This window comes from Acinetobacter halobius, from assembly GCF_044130335.1.
Taxonomy (GTDB): Bacteria; Pseudomonadota; Gammaproteobacteria; order Pseudomonadales; family Moraxellaceae; genus Acinetobacter.
This window is the reverse complement of sequence record NZ_JBIQOD010000014.1, coordinates 32,709-50,751: the sequence shown is the minus strand read 5'-3', so window position 1 is coordinate 50,751 and position 18,043 is coordinate 32,709. Positions and strand designations below refer to the sequence as shown.

General features: G+C 38.5%; 16 protein-coding genes. 12 read left to right on the top strand and 4 right to left on the bottom strand.

Annotated features, from left to right (window positions below):
* Positions 1 to 27 precede the first annotated feature (27 nt).
* The 6 genes from ACE01U_RS12490 (at position 28) to ACE01U_RS12465 (ending at position 4,653) form a co-directional block, all read left to right on the top strand.
* Positions 28 to 1,149, top strand: a complete 1,122-nt coding sequence (locus ACE01U_RS12490) for a phosphotransferase family protein (RefSeq protein WP_151706412.1) — start codon at positions 28 to 30, stop codon at positions 1,147 to 1,149.
* Positions 1,146 to 1,844, top strand: coding sequence for a histidine phosphatase family protein (locus tag ACE01U_RS12485; RefSeq protein ID WP_151706413.1), 699 nt, complete (start codon positions 1,146 to 1,148; stop codon positions 1,842 to 1,844). The genes ACE01U_RS12490 and ACE01U_RS12485 overlap by 4 nt, the downstream gene beginning before the upstream one ends.
* 15 nt (positions 1,845 to 1,859) lie before the next feature.
* On the top strand, positions 1,860 to 2,603 hold the full coding sequence (locus ACE01U_RS12480) for an SDR family oxidoreductase (protein ID WP_086210064.1): 744 nt from the start codon (positions 1,860 to 1,862) through the stop codon (positions 2,601 to 2,603).
* A gap of 152 nt (positions 2,604 to 2,755) precedes the next feature.
* Positions 2,756 to 3,079: a pyrimidine/purine nucleoside phosphorylase gene (locus ACE01U_RS12475; RefSeq protein WP_110973988.1), complete on the top strand. Its 324-nt coding sequence runs from the start codon at positions 2,756 to 2,758 to the stop codon at positions 3,077 to 3,079.
* A gap of 252 nt (positions 3,080 to 3,331) precedes the next feature.
* Positions 3,332 to 4,051 carry an SGNH/GDSL hydrolase family protein gene (locus ACE01U_RS12470; protein ID WP_110973989.1) on the top strand — a complete coding sequence of 240 codons (720 nt, stop codon included), beginning with the start codon at positions 3,332 to 3,334 and terminating at the stop codon, positions 4,049 to 4,051.
* An 8-nt stretch (positions 4,052 to 4,059) separates the two neighbouring features.
* Positions 4,060 to 4,653 (top strand): uracil-DNA glycosylase family protein, encoded by a 594-nt coding sequence (locus ACE01U_RS12465; protein WP_395579599.1) that lies wholly within the window; start codon positions 4,060 to 4,062, stop codon positions 4,651 to 4,653.
* A gap of 36 nt (positions 4,654 to 4,689) precedes the next feature.
* Here ACE01U_RS12465 and ACE01U_RS12460 read toward each other — a convergent pair whose 3' ends face one another.
* Positions 4,690 to 5,127 carry a hypothetical protein gene (locus tag ACE01U_RS12460; RefSeq protein WP_086210059.1) on the bottom strand — a complete coding sequence of 146 codons (438 nt, stop codon included), beginning with the start codon at positions 5,125 to 5,127 and terminating at the stop codon, positions 4,690 to 4,692.
* A gap of 259 nt (positions 5,128 to 5,386) precedes the next feature.
* A complete protein-coding gene (locus ACE01U_RS12455) occupies positions 5,387 to 6,940 on the bottom strand; it encodes a phospholipase D family protein (RefSeq protein WP_110973992.1) in 1,554 nt (517 codons plus the stop codon).
* A 118-nt stretch (positions 6,941 to 7,058) separates the two neighbouring features.
* On the opposite strand from ACE01U_RS12455, the gene ACE01U_RS12450 reads away from it, so the two are divergent.
* The 6 genes from ACE01U_RS12450 (at position 7,059) to ACE01U_RS12425 (ending at position 16,149) form a co-directional block, all read left to right on the top strand.
* Complete coding sequence (locus tag ACE01U_RS12450) at positions 7,059 to 8,174, top strand: S-(hydroxymethyl)glutathione dehydrogenase/class III alcohol dehydrogenase (RefSeq protein ID WP_395579598.1); 1,116 nt, start codon at positions 7,059 to 7,061, stop codon at positions 8,172 to 8,174.
* Between the two features lie 228 nt (positions 8,175 to 8,402).
* On the top strand, positions 8,403 to 9,431 hold the full coding sequence (locus tag ACE01U_RS12445; RefSeq protein ID WP_395579597.1) for a flavin reductase family protein: 1,029 nt from the start codon (positions 8,403 to 8,405) through the stop codon (positions 9,429 to 9,431).
* Positions 9,432 to 9,443: 12 nt separating this feature from the next.
* Positions 9,444 to 10,610, top strand: coding sequence for a fatty acid desaturase family protein (locus tag ACE01U_RS12440; protein ID WP_110973995.1), 1,167 nt, complete (start codon positions 9,444 to 9,446; stop codon positions 10,608 to 10,610).
* A 472-nt stretch (positions 10,611 to 11,082) separates the two neighbouring features.
* Positions 11,083 to 13,185 carry an EAL domain-containing protein gene (locus ACE01U_RS12435; protein ID WP_395579596.1) on the top strand — a complete coding sequence of 701 codons (2,103 nt, stop codon included), beginning with the start codon at positions 11,083 to 11,085 and terminating at the stop codon, positions 13,183 to 13,185.
* A 471-nt stretch (positions 13,186 to 13,656) separates the two neighbouring features.
* On the top strand, positions 13,657 to 14,718 hold the full coding sequence (locus tag ACE01U_RS12430) for a 3-deoxy-7-phosphoheptulonate synthase (RefSeq protein WP_395579595.1): 1,062 nt from the start codon (positions 13,657 to 13,659) through the stop codon (positions 14,716 to 14,718).
* A gap of 237 nt (positions 14,719 to 14,955) precedes the next feature.
* Positions 14,956 to 16,149 (top strand): PilT/PilU family type 4a pilus ATPase, encoded by a 1,194-nt coding sequence (locus ACE01U_RS12425; RefSeq protein WP_086210052.1) that lies wholly within the window; start codon positions 14,956 to 14,958, stop codon positions 16,147 to 16,149.
* 43 nt (positions 16,150 to 16,192) lie between these two features.
* On the opposite strand, the gene ACE01U_RS12420 is transcribed toward ACE01U_RS12425, so the two are convergent.
* Both ACE01U_RS12420 and gcvH read right to left on the bottom strand, forming a co-directional pair.
* Positions 16,193 to 17,416 carry an MFS transporter gene (locus tag ACE01U_RS12420; protein WP_228199417.1) on the bottom strand — a complete coding sequence of 408 codons (1,224 nt, stop codon included), beginning with the start codon at positions 17,414 to 17,416 and terminating at the stop codon, positions 16,193 to 16,195.
* A 210-nt stretch (positions 17,417 to 17,626) separates the two neighbouring features.
* Positions 17,627 to 18,001, bottom strand: a complete 375-nt coding sequence (gcvH, locus tag ACE01U_RS12415) for a glycine cleavage system protein GcvH (RefSeq protein WP_086210050.1) — start codon at positions 17,999 to 18,001, stop codon at positions 17,627 to 17,629.
* Between the last annotated feature and the right edge of the window lie 42 nt (positions 18,002 to 18,043).

Below are 18,043 nucleotides of genomic sequence, written 5' to 3'. Positions count from 1 at the left end.
AAAGATTGATAGTTTGGGAAAAAGAAAATGTCAGCGATTGATGTAGGTGGAACAGTTCGGGCGGGTGAAGAACTGGATGCTGTAGCCGTAGAAAACTGGCTCAAAGCACAAGGTGTCGACTTACAAGGGCCGGTCGAGGTGACACAATACTCTGGTGGTGCATCGAACTGGACGTATCGGTTGAAATACGACAATCTTGACCTGATTTTACGTCGCCCGCCTAAAGGGACCAAAGCCAAATCTGCACATGATATGGCACGTGAATATCATGTACAAAAGAACTTAAGTCCTTTTTATCCTGTTTTACCTGAAATGGTCGCTTTATGTCAGGACGAATCTGTTATTGGTTGCGACTTCTATGTAATGAAACGTGTCGAAGGTATTATTCCACGTGCTAATTTACCTAGAGAGTTGAATTTCAGTGAAACCCAAGTTCGTGAGTTATGTGTCAATGTGATTGATAAACTCATCGAGTTGCATCAAGTACCTTATCAAGGCACAGAACTGGAAAACCTAGGCAAGGGTGAGGGTTACTGCCGCCGTCAAGTTGAAGGCTGGGATGCACGCTTTCAGAAAGCCAAAACCATTAATGTGCCTTCATTTAAATATGTGCGGAATTGGCTCAAAGACAACATTCCTGCGGATTCAAAAACCTGTGTGATTCATAATGATTGGCGTTTTGATAATGTCATTTTAGATCCGAATCATCCGACGCAAATTATTGGCGTTTTAGATTGGGAAATGGCAACGCTTGGCGATCCACTCATGGACTTAGGTTCGGCTTTGGCTTATTGGGTTGAAGAATCTGACAATGCTTTGTTTAAAGCGACACGTCGCCAGCCGACTAACTTAAAGGGAATGTTCACACGTAAACAAGTGGTGGACTATTATTTAGAAAAAACAGGCTTAGAAACGGACAATTGGACTTTCTATGAAGTCTTTGGCATTTTCCGTTTAGCTGTAATTGCACAACAGATTTATTATCGTTATCACCATAAACAGACCAATAACCCTGCCTTTAAAGATTTTTGGATAGTCATTCATGCTTTACACATTCGCGCGCTCAAACTGATTGGTTTACAGAAAATTGAGGCCAATGATGTGGCACAAAAATATATTGTCAAAATGAAGGAAATTTTAGGTAAATGACCACTATTTATTTCATTCGCCACGGACAAGCATCTTTTGGTGCTGAAAGTTATGACCAACTTTCACCAAATGGAGAGTTGCAAGCCAAAATTTTGGGTCAATATTTTGATCAAATTTTAAAAGAAGCACCTGTAGCGGTGTCTGGCTCTATGCAACGACATCAGCAAACCGCGTGTATTTCTTTGGCGGAATGTTTTCCTGAAGTGGATGTTTTGACCAATTCTGCATGGAATGAGTTTAATCATCAGCAAGTCTTTGCCCACTATGAACCGCGTTTTAATGAGCCACACTTACTCAAAGCTGATGTGGCCAAAGAATCCAATCCACGTGCTTATTTGGCCAAGATATTTGAAGGGGCAATTGAACGCTGGACAGGTGGTGACTATCATCATGAATATGATGAATCGTGGCCTGCTTTTAAAAGTCGTATTGAAGGTGCTTTACAAGATTTGTGTGATGAACTTGCAAAAACTAAGCCTCGTTATGCAGTGGTATTTACGTCAGGCGGTGTAATTTCTGTGGTGGCTGGTAAGCTGTTAGGACTGAGTCCAAATAAAACCTTCGCTTTAAATTGGGCCATTGCCAACAGTAGTATGACCACTTTGCGATTGGTGGGGAATGAACCACAACTGTTAAGCCTCAATGAACATCATTTTATTAAAGCCGAAAACTCAAACTTATTGACATGGATCTAAGGGAAGGATTAAGACATGGCTAAAACAATTTTAATTACAGGGGCAAGTTCTGGTATTGGTGCAGGTATGGCACGCGAATTTGCACAGAAAGGCTACAATTTGGCTATTTGTGCACGGCGCTTGGAACGTCTTGAAAGCTTAAAGCAAGAACTTGAAAGCCAGTACGGGGTAAAAGTCATAACTAAAGTTTTAGATGTGACCAATTATGAACAAGTCTTCGAAGTGTTTCGCGCATTTAAACAAGACTTTGGTCATTTAGATCGAGTCATTGTCAATGCTGGAATTGGTGATGGGCGTCGTATTGGTAAAGGAAGTTTTGCAATTAATAAAGCTACGGTAGAAACCAACTTTATTTCAGCTTTGGCACAGTGTGAAGCTGCGGTTGAAATTTTCCGTGAGCAAAATGCAGGACATTTGGTTGTTATCTCGTCTATGAGTGCAGTCCGTGGTATGCCGAAACATTTGACAGCATACGGTGCAAGTAAAGCAGGTGTTGCACATTTGGCTGAAGGGATCCGTGCCGAACTGCTGAATACCCCAATCAAAGTCACCACGATTTTCCCTGGCTATATTCGTACAGAAATCAACGAGGGTGCTAAACCACTGCCTTTTGAAGTGGATGAAAAAACAGGTTCACGACTCTTGGCAGCAGAAATTGAAAAAGCTCCAGTAAAAGCCTATGTTCCTAAATGGCCTTGGTTACCGCTCGGTTTAGCGATGAAAGTTTTACCACTGAAATTGGTTAATAAACTGGGCTAATCCTTGAGATAAAAAGGCTGTAAATCAGCCTTTTTATCTTGAACAATGTCAGGGCATTTCTAAACAAATACTGTTATGTCAGATGAGCATTTGAATGGATTCATGAGTTAGTCATAAAATCAGTGTAGCATTGAAGAAAAGAGGTGATGAAGATGTCAAATCAGTTCGACTTTGTTTCGGTAAGAAAAAAACCCAATGTTCACTTTGGTGGGCGCTCAATCAGTCATGTCATTCAATGTGAAGATGGTTCACGAAAGACCCTAGGGGTTATTTTGCCTACAGATCAACCTTTAACTTTTGAAACACATGTTGCGGAACATATTGAAATTGTTTCAGGTCAATGCCAAGTCAAAATTGGGTTACAGACTGAGATGATGCTTTATCATGCGGGTGAAAGTTTTGATGTGCCTGCCAATAGTCGCTTTAGTATGATGGCAAGCGAAGTGGTTGATTATATTTGTCATTTAGAAAAATAAAAAATTAAGCTGAAAAGAGATGGATTTTTGACTTGATCTGCTGAGAGTTAAATTGCTCAACTGGCATGTTTATAGTCGTTCATATATTAAAAATAGTGAATTTGAATGTAGAAACTGCCACATGTTTACTTTGCGTGTTATGGCAGTTTTCTAAATATGTTTTTTAACTTTACAGTTTTTCATTCTTTGCATGGATTCAATTCAACATATACTGTTTTTATATTTAGGCTACCGAAGATCTAGTTAGCTAACATGCGCTTAAAAATTTATACACTTGTTTTAGTTCCTGTCATTCTTTTACAGGGTTACCAAGTAAAAAAAAATACACCACGACTGCCCGAGCCAATTGGTGAGCGCGTTGGAAAAAAAGGTGTAGGCAAAACACTGTCATTACTCATTTTGGGTGACTCAGCGGCAGCAGGTGTTGGTGTAAATGTGCAGGATGATGCATTATTAGGTTCAATTTTAACTGAGCTGTCATCTGAATTTAGTATTCAATTTTATTTACATGCAACGACTGGCTTCACCACAGATCAAGTCATTCATGCCATTCAAACACTTGAGACACGGCATTTTGATGTGATTATTACTTCTGTCGGTGTCAATGACATTACAAAATTTACCTCGCCACGGGCTTGGATCGTAAAACAGAAACAACTTTATCAAATACTCAAACATAAATTTAGCCCACAACTGACGATTGCATCGGGAGTACCTCCGATGGATCAGTTTCCTGCACTTCCAAACCCACTTGCATGGTTATTTGGTCAATACGCTAAAGCGATGAATTTAAAACTCAGTCAATTTGTTGCGCAAGAACAGCAGATGGATTGGATTGAATACGATTTAGAGAAATTTAAAAATCTGAATTTGGATATGGCAGAGGACGGCTTTCACCCGAGCAAAGAAATTTATCAGCTATGGGGCAAACAAGTAGCTGAAAAAATACGTCAGCATTTTGAACGGGTTTAAAATAATTTATGACGACCTCAGTTGAAATTGAAACACATCCACTCAAACCGTTTTTACCACAGAATGCCAAATTATTAATGCTAGGTAGTTTTCCTCCACCGAAAACACGCTGGAAAATGGATTTTTATTATCCAAATTTTCAAAATGATATGTGGAAAATATTTGGTCTGTGTTTTTTTCAAGATAAAAACTATTTTCTCAATATCGAGCAGAAGACATTTAAAGAACAACAAATCCGTACTTTTTTAAATGAACGAGGTATTGCGATATTTGATACAGCCTATAAAGTGATCCGCCAAAAAGGCAATGCTTCGGATAAGTTTCTACAAATCGTTACCCCGACCAATGTACAACATTTACTTAAACAAATGCCCGAGTGTCGTAATGTCATGACCACCGGTGATAAAGCCACTGATACGCTCATGCTGTCTATGCCTAATGGGACCTTAAAACCACAAATTGGAATGAAGTCTGAGACACATTTTGCAGGACGAGACTTGAGTCTGTATCGCATGCCATCCTCTTCGCGCGCTTATCCTTTGGCTTTAGAGAAAAAAGCTGATGCTTATCAATGCTTATTTAAAGAAATAGGCTTACTTTAAGTCATTTTAGTTGATCTGATGGATAAATGATTTGTATTAATCATCATATTCAACATAGTCCCATAGATTCAATCGTGCTTTAATTTGCTGGCGTAGTTGTGGTAGTAAGGGAAATAAAGTTCCATCTAGCCAGAGACTGAGTGCACTTGAGGAAAGAGGACTCCGACTTTCATCTATTAACTGGGCACCTTTGATGAGGACAAAGGTTTCTTCGGTTACTGGCGTTTCTATTCCTTTAAACTGGATCAATAGTTCATGTCCAGTATCTTGGATGAGCCATTCGAGTTCGATTTGAATATTTTCGTTGGACTTTAAAACCACTTGTCCTTCTATATTGTCTTGATCACTTAAACAATCATGCTCTACACGAACTTTACTTAGAACCCACTCTTGCTTAGCCAAATCATCAAGTGTTTTATATGGGGTTAAAATATTGCTTAAATTAAACTGTTGGCTTAAATCAAAAAATTGCATTACTGAGCTTTAAAAGGAGGGATATAACGAAAGCTGGATATGTTAAATCAAAGTCTGGAGTGAGTAAAATCTTTCAAAGCTATGAGCGAATTTAAGTATTAAATAAGATGAGTTTGGGCTTATTTTTTCATAACGTTCACTACATTTGGCTTTTAGCTCAACTTATTTTTTAAACCAAATGATCAATATGAAGACTTTGTGCAGTGTATAGTGAGTTGGAGTAAGTGAGTTAAAATGTTTAATCGTCATCTCTTTGTCATTACATCATCCATTCAATAGGTAAATATGAGACAGTTTTCATCATAAATCTTTGGAATTTTGTTGTTTCGGGTTCTTTATGGTGTTCAATAATAGTGCCATCTCTTTGACGGTCGAGCCAAATGAGTTGACCTTGTTTATCGAGTTTTAATTCATAGGCAATATGAGGCAAATACTGATCTAACTTTTCAGAAATTGCATTTTGTAATTGATCCGACTCCACGACTAAGCCCACTTCTGTATTTAAATGAGCTGAACGTGGGTCGAAGTTAAATGAACCAATGAATACTTTTCCATCAATGTCAAAAAATTTGGCATGTAATCGAGATGAGCTTCTGCCTTTTGCTGGAATCACATTACCTGTAGCAACTTCATACCATGTTCGATTTTCTCTTTCAATATAAGGTTTAAACTCATACAGCTTTACGCCATTTTTAAGTAAATCGTGGCGATATTTTTTATAAAATGCATGAACGATTGCCACATCATTGGCAAATAAAGAGTTGGTCAGAACGCGAACGCGAGTACCATTTTTCGCAAGGCTTGAAAGATACTCCGTACCAGCCGTTGTTGGAACAAAATAAGCTGAAACTAACTCCATATGCTGTTCGGGCTTGCCCATCAAATTAAACATTTGATTGACAATCATTTCATGAGGCTTTGCATTCGCACGAATTTTATTGGGAGAGTCTGCAATAAAATGTGCTTTAGCCCAATTTATAGGGTGTTGATTCAGCTCTGTATTGACTTCTGATCGTGCCCGATCAATTTTTCGCTCAATGACGTTTTTATCTAAAGCATCAGCTTCGTAATGTTGTCTTAAATCAGTCAGCGCTTGTTGAGTTCCTTGACCGATTAATTGTGGTACAGCGTAGCTTAAGTCATCATTCCAAAAGTCTAGAAATACACGATTGGCTTGCTCTACAGCTTGCCCATAAAACAAAATGTCTAAATCGGTAAATTGGAAGTTTTCACTGGCGTCAAAGTATTCACTACTGATGTTACGACCACCAGTTACGGCAATGGAGCCATCGGCAATGATAAGTTTATTATGCATACGATGGTTGATGTGCTTGAAGCGGAAAGCATAATCAATCACACGTAAATGTCTGTATTTGTAAGGATTGAACAATTTAATTTCAAAATTGGGATGAGCGACTAATGTTTTGAACGTTTCATCTAATGCAGTGCCGTTTTGGTCATCAATTAATAAACGTACTTTTACACCACGATCCGCAGCATTTAGCAGTTCATGTAACATCATATGACCAATAAAGTCATCCCCCCAAATATAGTATTGAACATCCAGACTGTGTTTAGCTTCGCGAATCAAATGTAGACGTGAAGCAATACTCATGAAAGCCTCATCAAGCGCCAAATAGGCTGTAAGCCCTTGCTTTTGTTGTGTAGATACGTCTTGCTCATTGAGCCAATGCTGTGCAAAAACTTCGACTGGGGCTGAGGGCTTAGCCTGATTGGGGGCGAGTTGGCATCCCGCGAGTGTAAAAGCTGTACTCAGTACAATTAGTGGTCTACAAAAAGTTGATATCTGCATATTGGTTTTAAAGACCTAATTTTTATAAGTTATATATTTCACATGTTATAGGTTGAAACCGTGAATAAAAAGCGGTTACTGTAGCTCATCTGTTAAATAGCTGTTAAGGATAGCGAAAATGAAATCACGTGCGGCCGTTGCCTTTGGACCAGGACAAGCTCTGGAAATTGTAGAAATTGATGTTGCTCCACCGCAAAAGGGTGAAGTTTTAGTCAAGATTACGCATACAGGTGTTTGCCATACCGATGCATTTACTTTATCTGGTGATGATCCTGAAGGTGTTTTTCCTGCGGTTTTAGGCCATGAAGGTGCGGGTATCGTGGTTCAGGTGGGTGAAGGTGTCACTAGCGTTCAGCCGGGCGATCATGTTATTCCACTATATACAGCTGAGTGTGGCGAGTGTTTATTCTGCCAGTCAGGTAAAACCAATTTATGTGTAGCTGTTCGTGCAACTCAAGGTAAAGGTTTGATGCCAGATGGTACAACGCGTTTTTCTTATAATGGACAACCGATTTATCACTACATGGGCTGTTCAACATTCTCTGAATATACTGTTGTCGCAGAAGTGTCTTTGGCTAAAATCAATCCAGAAGCTAACCCAGAACACGTATGCCTATTGGGTTGCGGCGTGACCACTGGTTTAGGTGCAGTCAAAAATACAGCCAAAGTACAAGAGGGCGATACCGTTGCTGTCTTTGGTCTAGGTGGTATTGGTCTAGCTGTTGTACAAGGTGCAAAAAAGGCTAAAGCCAGTCGTATTATTGCGGTTGATACGAACCCTGACAAATATAAATTAGCAGCAGAATTCGGGGCAACTGATTTTGTAAACCCAAAAGACCATGACCGTCCTGTACAGGAAGTGATTGTTGAAATGACAGGTTGGGGGGTTGATCACTCATTTGAATGTATTGGTAACACCAATGTCATGCGCTCAGCATTGGAATGTGCACACCGTGGTTGGGGCCAGTCGGTGATTATTGGTGTAGCAGGTGCAGGCCAAGAGATTTCAACACGTCCGTTCCAACTGGTTACTGGTCGTACTTGGAAAGGGACTGCTTTTGGCGGTGTAAAAGGTCGTTCACAACTGCCGGGTATGGTTGAAGAAGCCATGAGTGGAGACATTCGTTTAGCTCCATTTGTCACTCATACTATGGGGCTCGACAAAATCAATGAAGCGTTTGATTTGATGCATGATGGCAAATCTATCCGTACAGTGATTCATTTTGAAGACTAATTCAGTGTAATACATTTAGAAAACCAAGCTTAGGCTTGGTTTTTTTGTTTTTAATGAAACGAAAAGTGGGGTGGCAAAACTGTTCATATTGTTAGACAAAAATGATAGAAAATGTCAATTTGTTAGATTTTGTCCTTTTATGACATAGCTGAAAACAACTTCTAACCGTATCTTGATGATTCAATAATGCACACTTGTATAAAAATAAATTTAGATCAGAGGGTGACTATGGGAAAGCATATTGAGTACCACCCAGAATGGGTTCGAGAAGATTTTGTGGATTTTCTAGCTGAAAAAGTAAATCCGCTGTGGGCTTGGAAAAAGGCCAAAGCACAGATTGTTGCAAAGCATCATTTGTCAGATGACTTCGTGTGCATGCAGTTACAGCCAAATCGTCATTTTAAAGTCGCTGGTTATCAAGCTGGGCAAAGCATCTTAGTAACGGTGCTTATAGGTGGTGTACGTTGGCAACGTAGCTATTCGATTGTCGAGATTTTAGACAATGGTAATCTTGTGATTGCTGTAAGAAAACAGGGAAAAGTCTCAAATACGCTTACTCAGCAGTTCGAAAAAAGTGTAGTTGAAATTTCCCAATCGCAGGGTGAATTTGTTTTAAAAACGCAGCCTCATTCTGCACTGATGATTGCCTCTGGAAGTGGCATTACTGCAATTTACGCATTGATTAATGCTGCATTAAAACAAACACAAATAGTTTCCCATATTGATCTAATTTACTTTACGCGGGATGATGCCTTTCACGTAGAACTGCAACGTTTAGCGGAACATTATCCGCAGTTTAAATATCATCATATAAATACCTTGCTGGATAAACAACATCTGAGCCAAGACTTGCTTAGCCAAAAGGTTGAAGGTTTTGAACAACGCGAATGTTATGCCTGCGGTGCTGCCAATATGATGCAAAGTCTGACACAAATCTATCTGGCTTTAGACTTAATTGACCATCTGCATACCGAATACTTTCAAATTACTGTCGATCACACTCAGAACGCTCAAATGGTCACATTTCAACGTTCGCAGCAACAGTTTCAAGCTCAAAGCAATTTATTAGAAAGTGCCGAACAGGCGGGTTTACATCCCGCACATGGCTGTCGTATGGGGATTTGTAATACTTGTTCATGTACCAAAGTTCAGGGTGTGGTGCGTAATCTACTCACAGGTGAACTGGATCAAAACAATAACACTCAAATTAAGTTATGCATTTCACAGGCGGTTAGTCCTGTTGTAATTAACCTTTAAGAAGGTATAGATATGAATCTTCCCGTATATTTTAGTGAAAGCAGTAAATCCAAATATTTAAGTCCTGCACAAATCGAAGAGTTTGGCTTAAAGGTTGAAGCGATCCGCCGTGAAGTGATGGAAAGCCTCAATGAAAAAGATGCCGAATATATTTACACAATCCGAAATTTTGTCCGCTATAGCGAAATAGGCGCACGTACAATGCTCATGTTTGCAGGGTGGTTACCTCCAGTATGGCTTTTGGGCACAGGTTTATTGGGGGTATCTAAGATCGTAGAAAATATGGAACTTGGGCATAATGTCATGCATGGTCAGTTTGACTGGCTAAATGATCCGAGTCTCAATGGTAGCAATTATGATTGGGATACTATGGCCACAGGCCCCGACTGGAAGCATACACATAATTACATCCATCATACCTATACCAACATTGTCGGGATGGATCATGATGTCGGTTATGGCTTAGTCCGTGTGAGTGATGCACAGAAATGGGAACCTCGCTTTTTGCTGAATTTGCCTTTAGCTGCTCAGTTGATGGTATTTTTTGAGTGGTACGTTGGCATACAAAATCTGCATATCGAAGATGTGGTCGCTTATAAAACCAAAACATGGCGTGAAGTTTGGGTAGAGTCATATAATTTTAGACAGAAGATGAAACGCCAAGTGATTAAAGACTATGTCTTTTTCCCCATCATCGCTGGGCCAAATGCATTGCCTGTCTTTACAGGAAATGCTGTAGCGAATGTTATTCGTAGCTTATGGGCATCCGCGGTGATTTTTAATGGTCACTTTACCGAAGACGCTGAAAATTTTGAAATGGACAATATCGACAATGAAACACGGGCCGAGTGGTATCTGCGTCAAATTCGAGGTTCGAGTAACTTTACTGGAACACAGTGGCTCCATATCTTAAGTGGCAACTTGAGCCATCAAATTGAACATCATCTTTTTCCAGATATGCCTGCAAATCGCTACGCACAAGTAGCCCCAAAAGTTAAAGAATTATGTGCGGATTATGGGATTCATTACAATGAAGCCAGTTTTATCAAACAGTTTTCATCTGTTTGGGCAAAATTGGCGAAATATTCATTACCAAACCAGTGCTATGAAAAGAATGAAAATTCATTTTCATTTATTAAACACAATCTAAATTTATTGAAGAAAGCGCTACTGAATTAATGTATTTAAAATGCATTAATTCAGTAAAAGTCTAATTGGAATGGATCTACCAATTGGACTTCTTTTTTTGCTCAAAATTAGCGCATAAAATACTGATAAATAATGTTTCATTCTAACTAAAAATAATCAGTGATCTGTCTGCATGTTTGAACTTTTATTTTATCTAGTTGTTATTATTTAAATTTTATTACTTTTTTTATATGCTCTTTTCCCCAGCAAGGATAGGCTGAGTTTAATTTCAAATATCGCTTCTGTTTATTTGTCGGATTTGTGTAAATGTTGCAATTTTTCATTGGTATAGGCTCATATAAGTTGTATATGATGCATGGTGTGATGGCAATCACGCAACGTCACTTCACATTTGTTTTTCTTTGTTTTTTTAATTTATATTTATGACTTTGCTTGATTTCTTTTTTAAACAATATGTCTGATTACGGATTAAATCAGCTAGTTTAAGTTGCAGATAATTATTATGTCGCGAATCCAATCACAGCCGAAAATTAAATCTAAAAATTTTGCTTATGAACATGAGGCAGGGAAAACTGCCATTTCTAAAAATGACAGTTTATTGATTGATTCTATTCCACAGCTTTTTTGGTTGCATAGTCATGTATGTAAGTACCTAAACTTATCCCTACGCCAATATTTGGGTGTGATGAATATATCAGAACAAGAATTTAATTTACTTCATTATATTCATCCTGAAGATGTTCAAGTACTCGATGATTTTTTGCATCAAGCAATTGTAGTCGAACATAAATTTGAAAAATCCTGCCGAATTCGTAACCAACAAGGCGAGTATCACTGGTTTTTAATTCAAGCTGAGTTGGAAAATAGTCCAATCGGTGGTTTTAAAATCAGTTGTACCAATATTCATCAGGGCATGAAAATCCATATTGAATCATTGGCTCTTTTAAGAGCTCATGCCGATATGTTGGATGCCAGTGTGGATTGTATTATTGTGGTTGACCCTGATGGCACAATCACACACATGAATAAGTCAGCATGTGAAAATTTTTTTGGGCGTGCAGATTTAAAAGAGTTTGGCATGTCTTGGATCGGAATTTTGCCACAAGCGATTCGTAAAAAAGCTAAAAAGGCGATGCTCGATGCTAACAATGGAAAAAACTCACGTTTTAATGGCATGAGCTTTTCTAAAGACAGTGTCTATTACTGGGATAATGTCCTTACACCTGTACTAGATGTCGATGGTAAAACCCAAAGTATTTTATGTGTTTCACGTGATGTAACTTTACAATACTTGGCAGAACAAAAGCTTAAACAAGGAAATGAACGGGATGAACTTACAGGCTTAAATAACCGTAGAGCGTTTAAAGAAAAAATAAGAAAACTATATACAAATGCACGGGATAAAAAGCAAAAGCTTGCTGTGATGTTGTTGGATTTAGATCACTTTAAAACAATTAATGATACGCTGGGTTATGCTGCAGGCGATCATCTTTTGCGCATATTATCTAAACGCTTAAAACAGACTCTTGAAGGACGAGCATTCTTGGCGCGTCTTGGCGGTGATGAGTTTGGAGTCATTATTCCACATGTACGAGATATTGGTGAACTCAATGAAATTGCTCAACTGATTTTAAAGCAATTAGAGATCCCGATTACATTCGCAGGTAATTATATTAATGGAGGCATGAGTATCGGCTGTGGCTTATATCCAGATGATGCTAGTGATATTGTCGAGTTAATGAAGTGTGCAGATACCGCACTTACCGATGTTAAAGCCCAAGGGCGTGGCGGTATGCGAATGTTTGATCAAGACATGTTTAATGCTGTTCGAGAGCATTCAGCACAACTGAATTGCGCACATCAAATTATTCGTAACTTGACTATTGAGGCTTATTTTCAGCCTAAAGTCTGTTTAAAGTCTGAAAAAATTATTGGTTATGAAGCGCTATTACGTTGGCGAGATGAACATAATAATATTCAAAGCCCTGCAAGAATTGCTGCTGCGTTTAATGATTATGAGCTATCTAGTCGTATAAGTGAAATTATGCAGAATCAGGTTTTTAAACAGATTACTGAATGGCTAGCAAAAGGGTTAAAGGTTGTTCCTATTTCAATCAACGCTGCACCTGTTGAATTTATGCGAGATAACTTCGCAGAAATATTTTTAAAACGGCTTAAAACACATGCTATTCCAGCAAAATTTGTTGAAATAGAAGTCACAGAGTACCATTTAGCAGAACGGGGTTATGAGTACGTTATTCGAGCTTTAAAAAAACTTAAAGCCAATGGTGTGAGAATTGCATTAGATGATTTTGGCACGGGGCATTCTTCACTAACTCATTTACGAGACTATCCTGTTGATATCATTAAAGTTGATTGCTCATTTGTACAGCGATTAAGTGAAGATAAATCAATTTATGCGATTGTTGAGGGATTAGCTAAACTGGGCCCCTTATTATCTATGGATATTATTGCTGAAGGCATTGAAACAGCTACTCAATTACAACTTTTAAGGGAAATGGGTTGTCATATTGGGCAGGGCTATTTGTTTAGCCCTCCAGTTTCGGCTCAACAGGCTGAAATGCAATTATTAAAACGACACTAAACATTGATCTTTAGACAAAGACAGCTTGCATGATTTCCGATTTTCCTGGAGGGTTGTGTTTATGGAGATAGAACAACACTTTTCTATAAAAAAGTGTTGTAAAAGCAAAAAAATCAGCGTATTTTAAATTTCAGATAACATATTTTTGAAGATATAAAAATGTTAAAGCAACCTGTAGTTTCTAACGCGACATATTATTTTTGGCAATTTAGATAGTTGCCTGAACGCGTTCGGGCATCAAAAGGTTGCCCACCCAGTTAATACCTGATCGGCAACCCTGATCAGGTTTTTTTATATCTGCTATTTTAATAAATTTTGGAGAACTTCATGAAAACGATTAACTATTCATACTTTAGCAACTTTTATTGGTTTTACTTTAGTCAATTTATGACTTCAGCCGAACAATCCATTAGACCCATAACGCTCAAATAAAAGCTCGGACTGAGACCACAGTCCAAAGGATACAAACCAATGAATGCTCTAAATACTGCACTACAACAAGCTCAACAAACAGCTCAAGAAACGTCTTTAAGTTCACCACAGCAACTCAAAACACAGCTACCACTTTCAGCAGCATTAAACTTACAAATTGCTGAACAGCGTCAAACGATTCAAAAGATTTTGAGTGGGCAGGATCATCGTCTTATGGTGATTACAGGACCATGTTCTATTCACGACCCGATTGCAGTATTAGAATATGCTGAAAAATTAAAACAATTACAGAGCAAAGTTGCAGACCAAATTTTCTTCGTTATGCGTGCTTATATCGAGAAACCACGGACAACCGTTGGCTGGAAAGGCTTTTTATACGACCCAATGTTAAATGGTTCCTCAAATATGCAGTTAGGCCTAGAGCAGTCTCGTGCATTGTATTTAAGCATTATTGAAAAAGGACTGCCTATTGCCTCAGAAATTTTAAGTCCAATGGCAACAGCATATTTTGATGATCTGTTGGCATGGGGGGCGATTGGTGCACGTACGAGTGAGTCGCAAATTCACCGTGAAATCTCAAGTCACATGCCATTCAGCATAGGCTTCAAAAACGGGACAGATGGTTCTATTCAAATTGCATTGGACGCGATTCAGTCAGCGACAAATCCGCATCAGTTCATGGGGGTGGGGCAGCAAGGCATGGCATGCATGTTGCACTCTACTGGAAATCCGAAGCCTCATTTAATTTTACGCGGTGCAAATTCTGGACCTAATTATGACATAACACATATTCGCCAAATGCAAGATAAAGTGAAAGGCGAATTACCGGCTCTAGTGATTGACTGTAGTCATGGTAATAGTGCCAAAAATCCGCTCAATCAACCTGAGGTATTGCTTAGTATTGTTGAAGAGCGTGCTCAAAGTAATGTATGTGGTGTCATGCTTGAAAGTTACTTGGTAGATGGTCATCAAAAGATCTCATCAGATATGGTCTATGGCCAATCGGTAACGGATGGATGTTTAGGATGGGAAAAAACACAACAGGTACTATTAGATATTGCTGATACTTTAAGAATGCATGCTATACAGCGCAGCGCATGATTGAAGTACCTATAAAAAGACCTTCAGATTTGAAGGTCTTTTTTTGTGATGTAGTTCAGAAAATACTGATAATAATTTGAAAAATAAGTTAAAAATTATTTATGAAAGAATAAATGAGGTTGAGCTGGCGGTTAAAGTTATGCACAATCAGTAACCTTAGAAACATGATAACAAATTGTATTTTTAACAAAAATGCTTTTTAGGGTCAGCTATTTGCACTAATTTTTAGAGAATACTATGTATACTGCAGAACTCTTAGAAGAAGCTCGTCGAATGATGTTCCACATGCTCACCAAGGTGGTTGAGTATGGCGGTTCAGATTTATTTATATCTGCGGACTTTCCTCCGAGTATCAAGCATCAAGGCTTGATGAAGCCTTTAGGGCAACAGAACTTAGCAGCAGATCAAACTAAGCTGTTTGCCTATAGTTTAATGAACGAAAAGCAACGTCAAGAATTCGAAACTGAGCTTGAGTGTAATTTTGCAATTAGTGTTCCCAATGTTTCTCGTTTTCGTGTCAATGTCTTCCAGCAACAACTGCAAGTAGGGATGGTTATTCGTACGATTGCTGCGGAAATACCGAATTTTACCAAGTTGCAGCTTCCAGAGTCCTTAAAAGATGTGATTATGGAAAAGCGCGGTCTGGTATTGGTTGTTGGTGGTACAGGATCTGGTAAATCAACCTCTTTAGCAGCCATGATTGACCATCGAAATGAAAACTCAGCAGGGCATATTATTACCGTCGAGGATCCTGTCGAGTATGTACATAAGCATAAAAAATCAATGATTACTCACCGAGAAGTAGGTGTGGACAGCCATTCTTGGCACAATGCCTTAAAAAATACACTTCGCCAAGCACCTGATGTTATTTTAATTGGTGAGATTCGAGATACTGAAACGATGGAGCATGCAATTGCCTTTGCAGAAACAGGACATTTGTGTCTTGGAACTTTGCATGCCAATAATGCCAATCAAACCCTAGACCGTATTATTAACTTCTTTCCAGAAGAACGAAGAAATCAGCTTTTGATGGACTTATCTTCAAATATGAAGGCGATTATTTCGCAGCGTTTAGTTCGTACTGAAGATGGTCGTGGTCGCCGGGCAGCAGTGGAAATCATGCTCAATACGCCTTTGATGTCAGACTTGATATTAAAGGGGAATTTTCATGAGCTTAAGGAAGTGATGGCAAAGTCAAGAGAGCTTGGAATGCAAACATTCGATCAGGCTTTATTTGATTTGTATAATCAAGGTGCAATTGCCTATGAAGAAGCATTACGCAATGCAGACTCGGTAAATGAATTGCGCTTACAAATTAAACTCAAAAGCAGTAGAGCAAATCCACATTTGAATACAAGTAGTGTTTTATCTTTTGATCAAACAACTCCTGAGAAGTCAAAAGACTTAGAAGAAACACAAGCTGAAAGCTAAGCTTTGAGTCCGTATGTTTAATGATCAGAACCTGCGGACACTTCTATTTAGATATATTTTTACGATTTACGACATAAGTATAGAAGAATAAACTTAAAGCTGTCGTTGTTGCACACAGTAAATAGGTGAAACTATAGCCCTGTTTTGAAATCAGTAGTCCCAGCAAAATTGAACCTAAAGCAATACCTAAGTCATACATGGTAAAAAATGTGGAAGTTGCATGTCCAATCCGATGCTTTTCAGCACGTTGAATGGCTAGGGTTTGTAGGCAGGGTTGAGCTGAACCGAAGCCCATACCTACACATACTGCTGCAATGAGCAAGCCCGCTAATGATTGAATTTGACTTAGGATTACAAGACCTAAACTAAACAAGAGAATAGCAGGATAAATTACATAATTTGCACCATGTTGATCATAAATCTTGCCAGTAATAGGGCGTAGGCTCATCATAGCAATAGCAAAGACAATAAAAAACAAGCTTGCATAATTAAGCAGATGCTTAGACTCTGCATAGGTAGAGATAAACGACATGATGCTGGCATAGGAAAAAGAGATAATCATGGCCATAATTGAAATGTTTAAGGCTTTTATTTCTATAAAATCATCTCTACTGAGCTTATGTTTTTTACTAGATTTAGAATGTTTGGGCTTCGAAGGAATTGGGATAAAAAAGCAAAAGAGAAAACCAAGCCAGACACTAAATGCCAAAAATCCTGCAACCATTTGATAAGACATAGACTGAATAAGCGTCAAAGCGATGAATGGTCCTAGAACAATACCTAGGTTAATTGACATGACAAAATAGCCCATACCTTCGCCTTTACGTTTCTCTGGGATAAACTCATTCACAATAGGAACAGCCACAGTTGTAACAATGCTGAACCAGATGCCGTGCAGAAAACGAATCAATAAAAGCACCTGTAAGTTATCAGCTAAGAGATAAGCTAAGGAAAATAGGCAAAATAAGGCTTCCGAAATGAAAAGTGTTTTCTTTTGACCAAATTTTTCAATAATCAGTCCACTAAAAGGTCGAACAGCAATGGATGAAACCATAAACAAGGTCATGGCTAAACCTGCTTGCGTAAGATTTCCGCCCAAATCTTTTAAAATATAAATTGGTAGAATGGTGGTTTGTGCAAAATAAAAAATGAATAAGAACAAATTATTGAATAAACAAAGAATAAAAGACTTATTCCACAGCGTTGGGGTATTGGACGTGGACATGCTGAACCTTTGGTTTGAGGCTAAGTCACAAGGCGCTTTTATATTTTTTATGCAGGGATCTTGAGACGCTATCGTACAGTTTAGAATTGTTTAATTATAGTACAAAAAACGTGAAAAGTGTGGTTATTGTGATAAATGGAAATAAATAGACGGTCACTGTGCTATAGAAAATGATTTATTTCTTAAAATAGGAGGATAATAAAAAATCAGTCCGAAGACTGACTTTGCTTATTTCAAATGCTTCAGTTTTATTTATAGTCCAGCTTCATAGGCTGTATTTGATAGAAGCTGTTCAACATCGGCCATATTGTCAGGCTTAATTTTATAAATCCAACCTTTACCATAGGGGTCATCATTGACAAAGTCTGGGTCATCTTCCAAATTTGCATTGATTTCAACAACGGTGCCTGATACGGGTGCATGAATGTCAGAAGCTGTTTTGACTGATTCAACGACGCCTGCTTGTTGACCAGCTGTGATCTGTTGACCAACTTCTGGGGTTTCAACATAGACTAAATCGCCTAAAGCATCCTGTGCGTGGTCTGAAATACCAGTTACAACCAGATCACCTTCAATACGCACCCATTCATGTGTACTTGCATACTTCAATTCTGAAGGATGATTCATGAATAACTCCTTAAAATACAAAAAACATTTTTGCATGATTTA

Bases quoted from the DNA above. Each gene is read 5' to 3' on its own strand.
- ACE01U_RS12490 (WP_151706412.1), top strand. From the start codon at position 28: ATGTCAGCGATTGATGTAGGTGGAACAGTTCGGGCGGGTGAAGAACTG.
- ACE01U_RS12485 (WP_151706413.1), top strand. From the start codon at position 1,146: ATGACCACTATTTATTTCATTCGCCACGGACAAGCATCTTTTGGTGCT.
- ACE01U_RS12480 (WP_086210064.1), top strand. From the start codon at position 1,860: ATGGCTAAAACAATTTTAATTACAGGGGCAAGTTCTGGTATTGGTGCA.
- ACE01U_RS12475 (WP_110973988.1), top strand. From the start codon at position 2,756: ATGTCAAATCAGTTCGACTTTGTTTCGGTAAGAAAAAAACCCAATGTT.
- ACE01U_RS12470 (WP_110973989.1), top strand. From the start codon at position 3,332: ATGCGCTTAAAAATTTATACACTTGTTTTAGTTCCTGTCATTCTTTTA.
- ACE01U_RS12465 (WP_395579599.1), top strand. From the start codon at position 4,060: ATGACGACCTCAGTTGAAATTGAAACACATCCACTCAAACCGTTTTTA.
- ACE01U_RS12460 (WP_086210059.1), bottom strand. From the start codon at position 5,127: ATGCAATTTTTTGATTTAAGCCAACAGTTTAATTTAAGCAATATTTTA.
- ACE01U_RS12455 (WP_110973992.1), bottom strand. From the start codon at position 6,940: ATGCAGATATCAACTTTTTGTAGACCACTAATTGTACTGAGTACAGCT.
- ACE01U_RS12450 (WP_395579598.1), top strand. From the start codon at position 7,059: ATGAAATCACGTGCGGCCGTTGCCTTTGGACCAGGACAAGCTCTGGAA.
- ACE01U_RS12445 (WP_395579597.1), top strand. From the start codon at position 8,403: ATGGGAAAGCATATTGAGTACCACCCAGAATGGGTTCGAGAAGATTTT.
- ACE01U_RS12440 (WP_110973995.1), top strand. From the start codon at position 9,444: ATGAATCTTCCCGTATATTTTAGTGAAAGCAGTAAATCCAAATATTTA.
- ACE01U_RS12435 (WP_395579596.1), top strand. From the start codon at position 11,083: ATGTCGCGAATCCAATCACAGCCGAAAATTAAATCTAAAAATTTTGCT.
- ACE01U_RS12430 (WP_395579595.1), top strand. From the start codon at position 13,657: ATGAATGCTCTAAATACTGCACTACAACAAGCTCAACAAACAGCTCAA.
- ACE01U_RS12425 (WP_086210052.1), top strand. From the start codon at position 14,956: ATGTATACTGCAGAACTCTTAGAAGAAGCTCGTCGAATGATGTTCCAC.
- gcvH (WP_086210050.1), bottom strand. From the start codon at position 18,001: ATGAATCATCCTTCAGAATTGAAGTATGCAAGTACACATGAATGGGTG.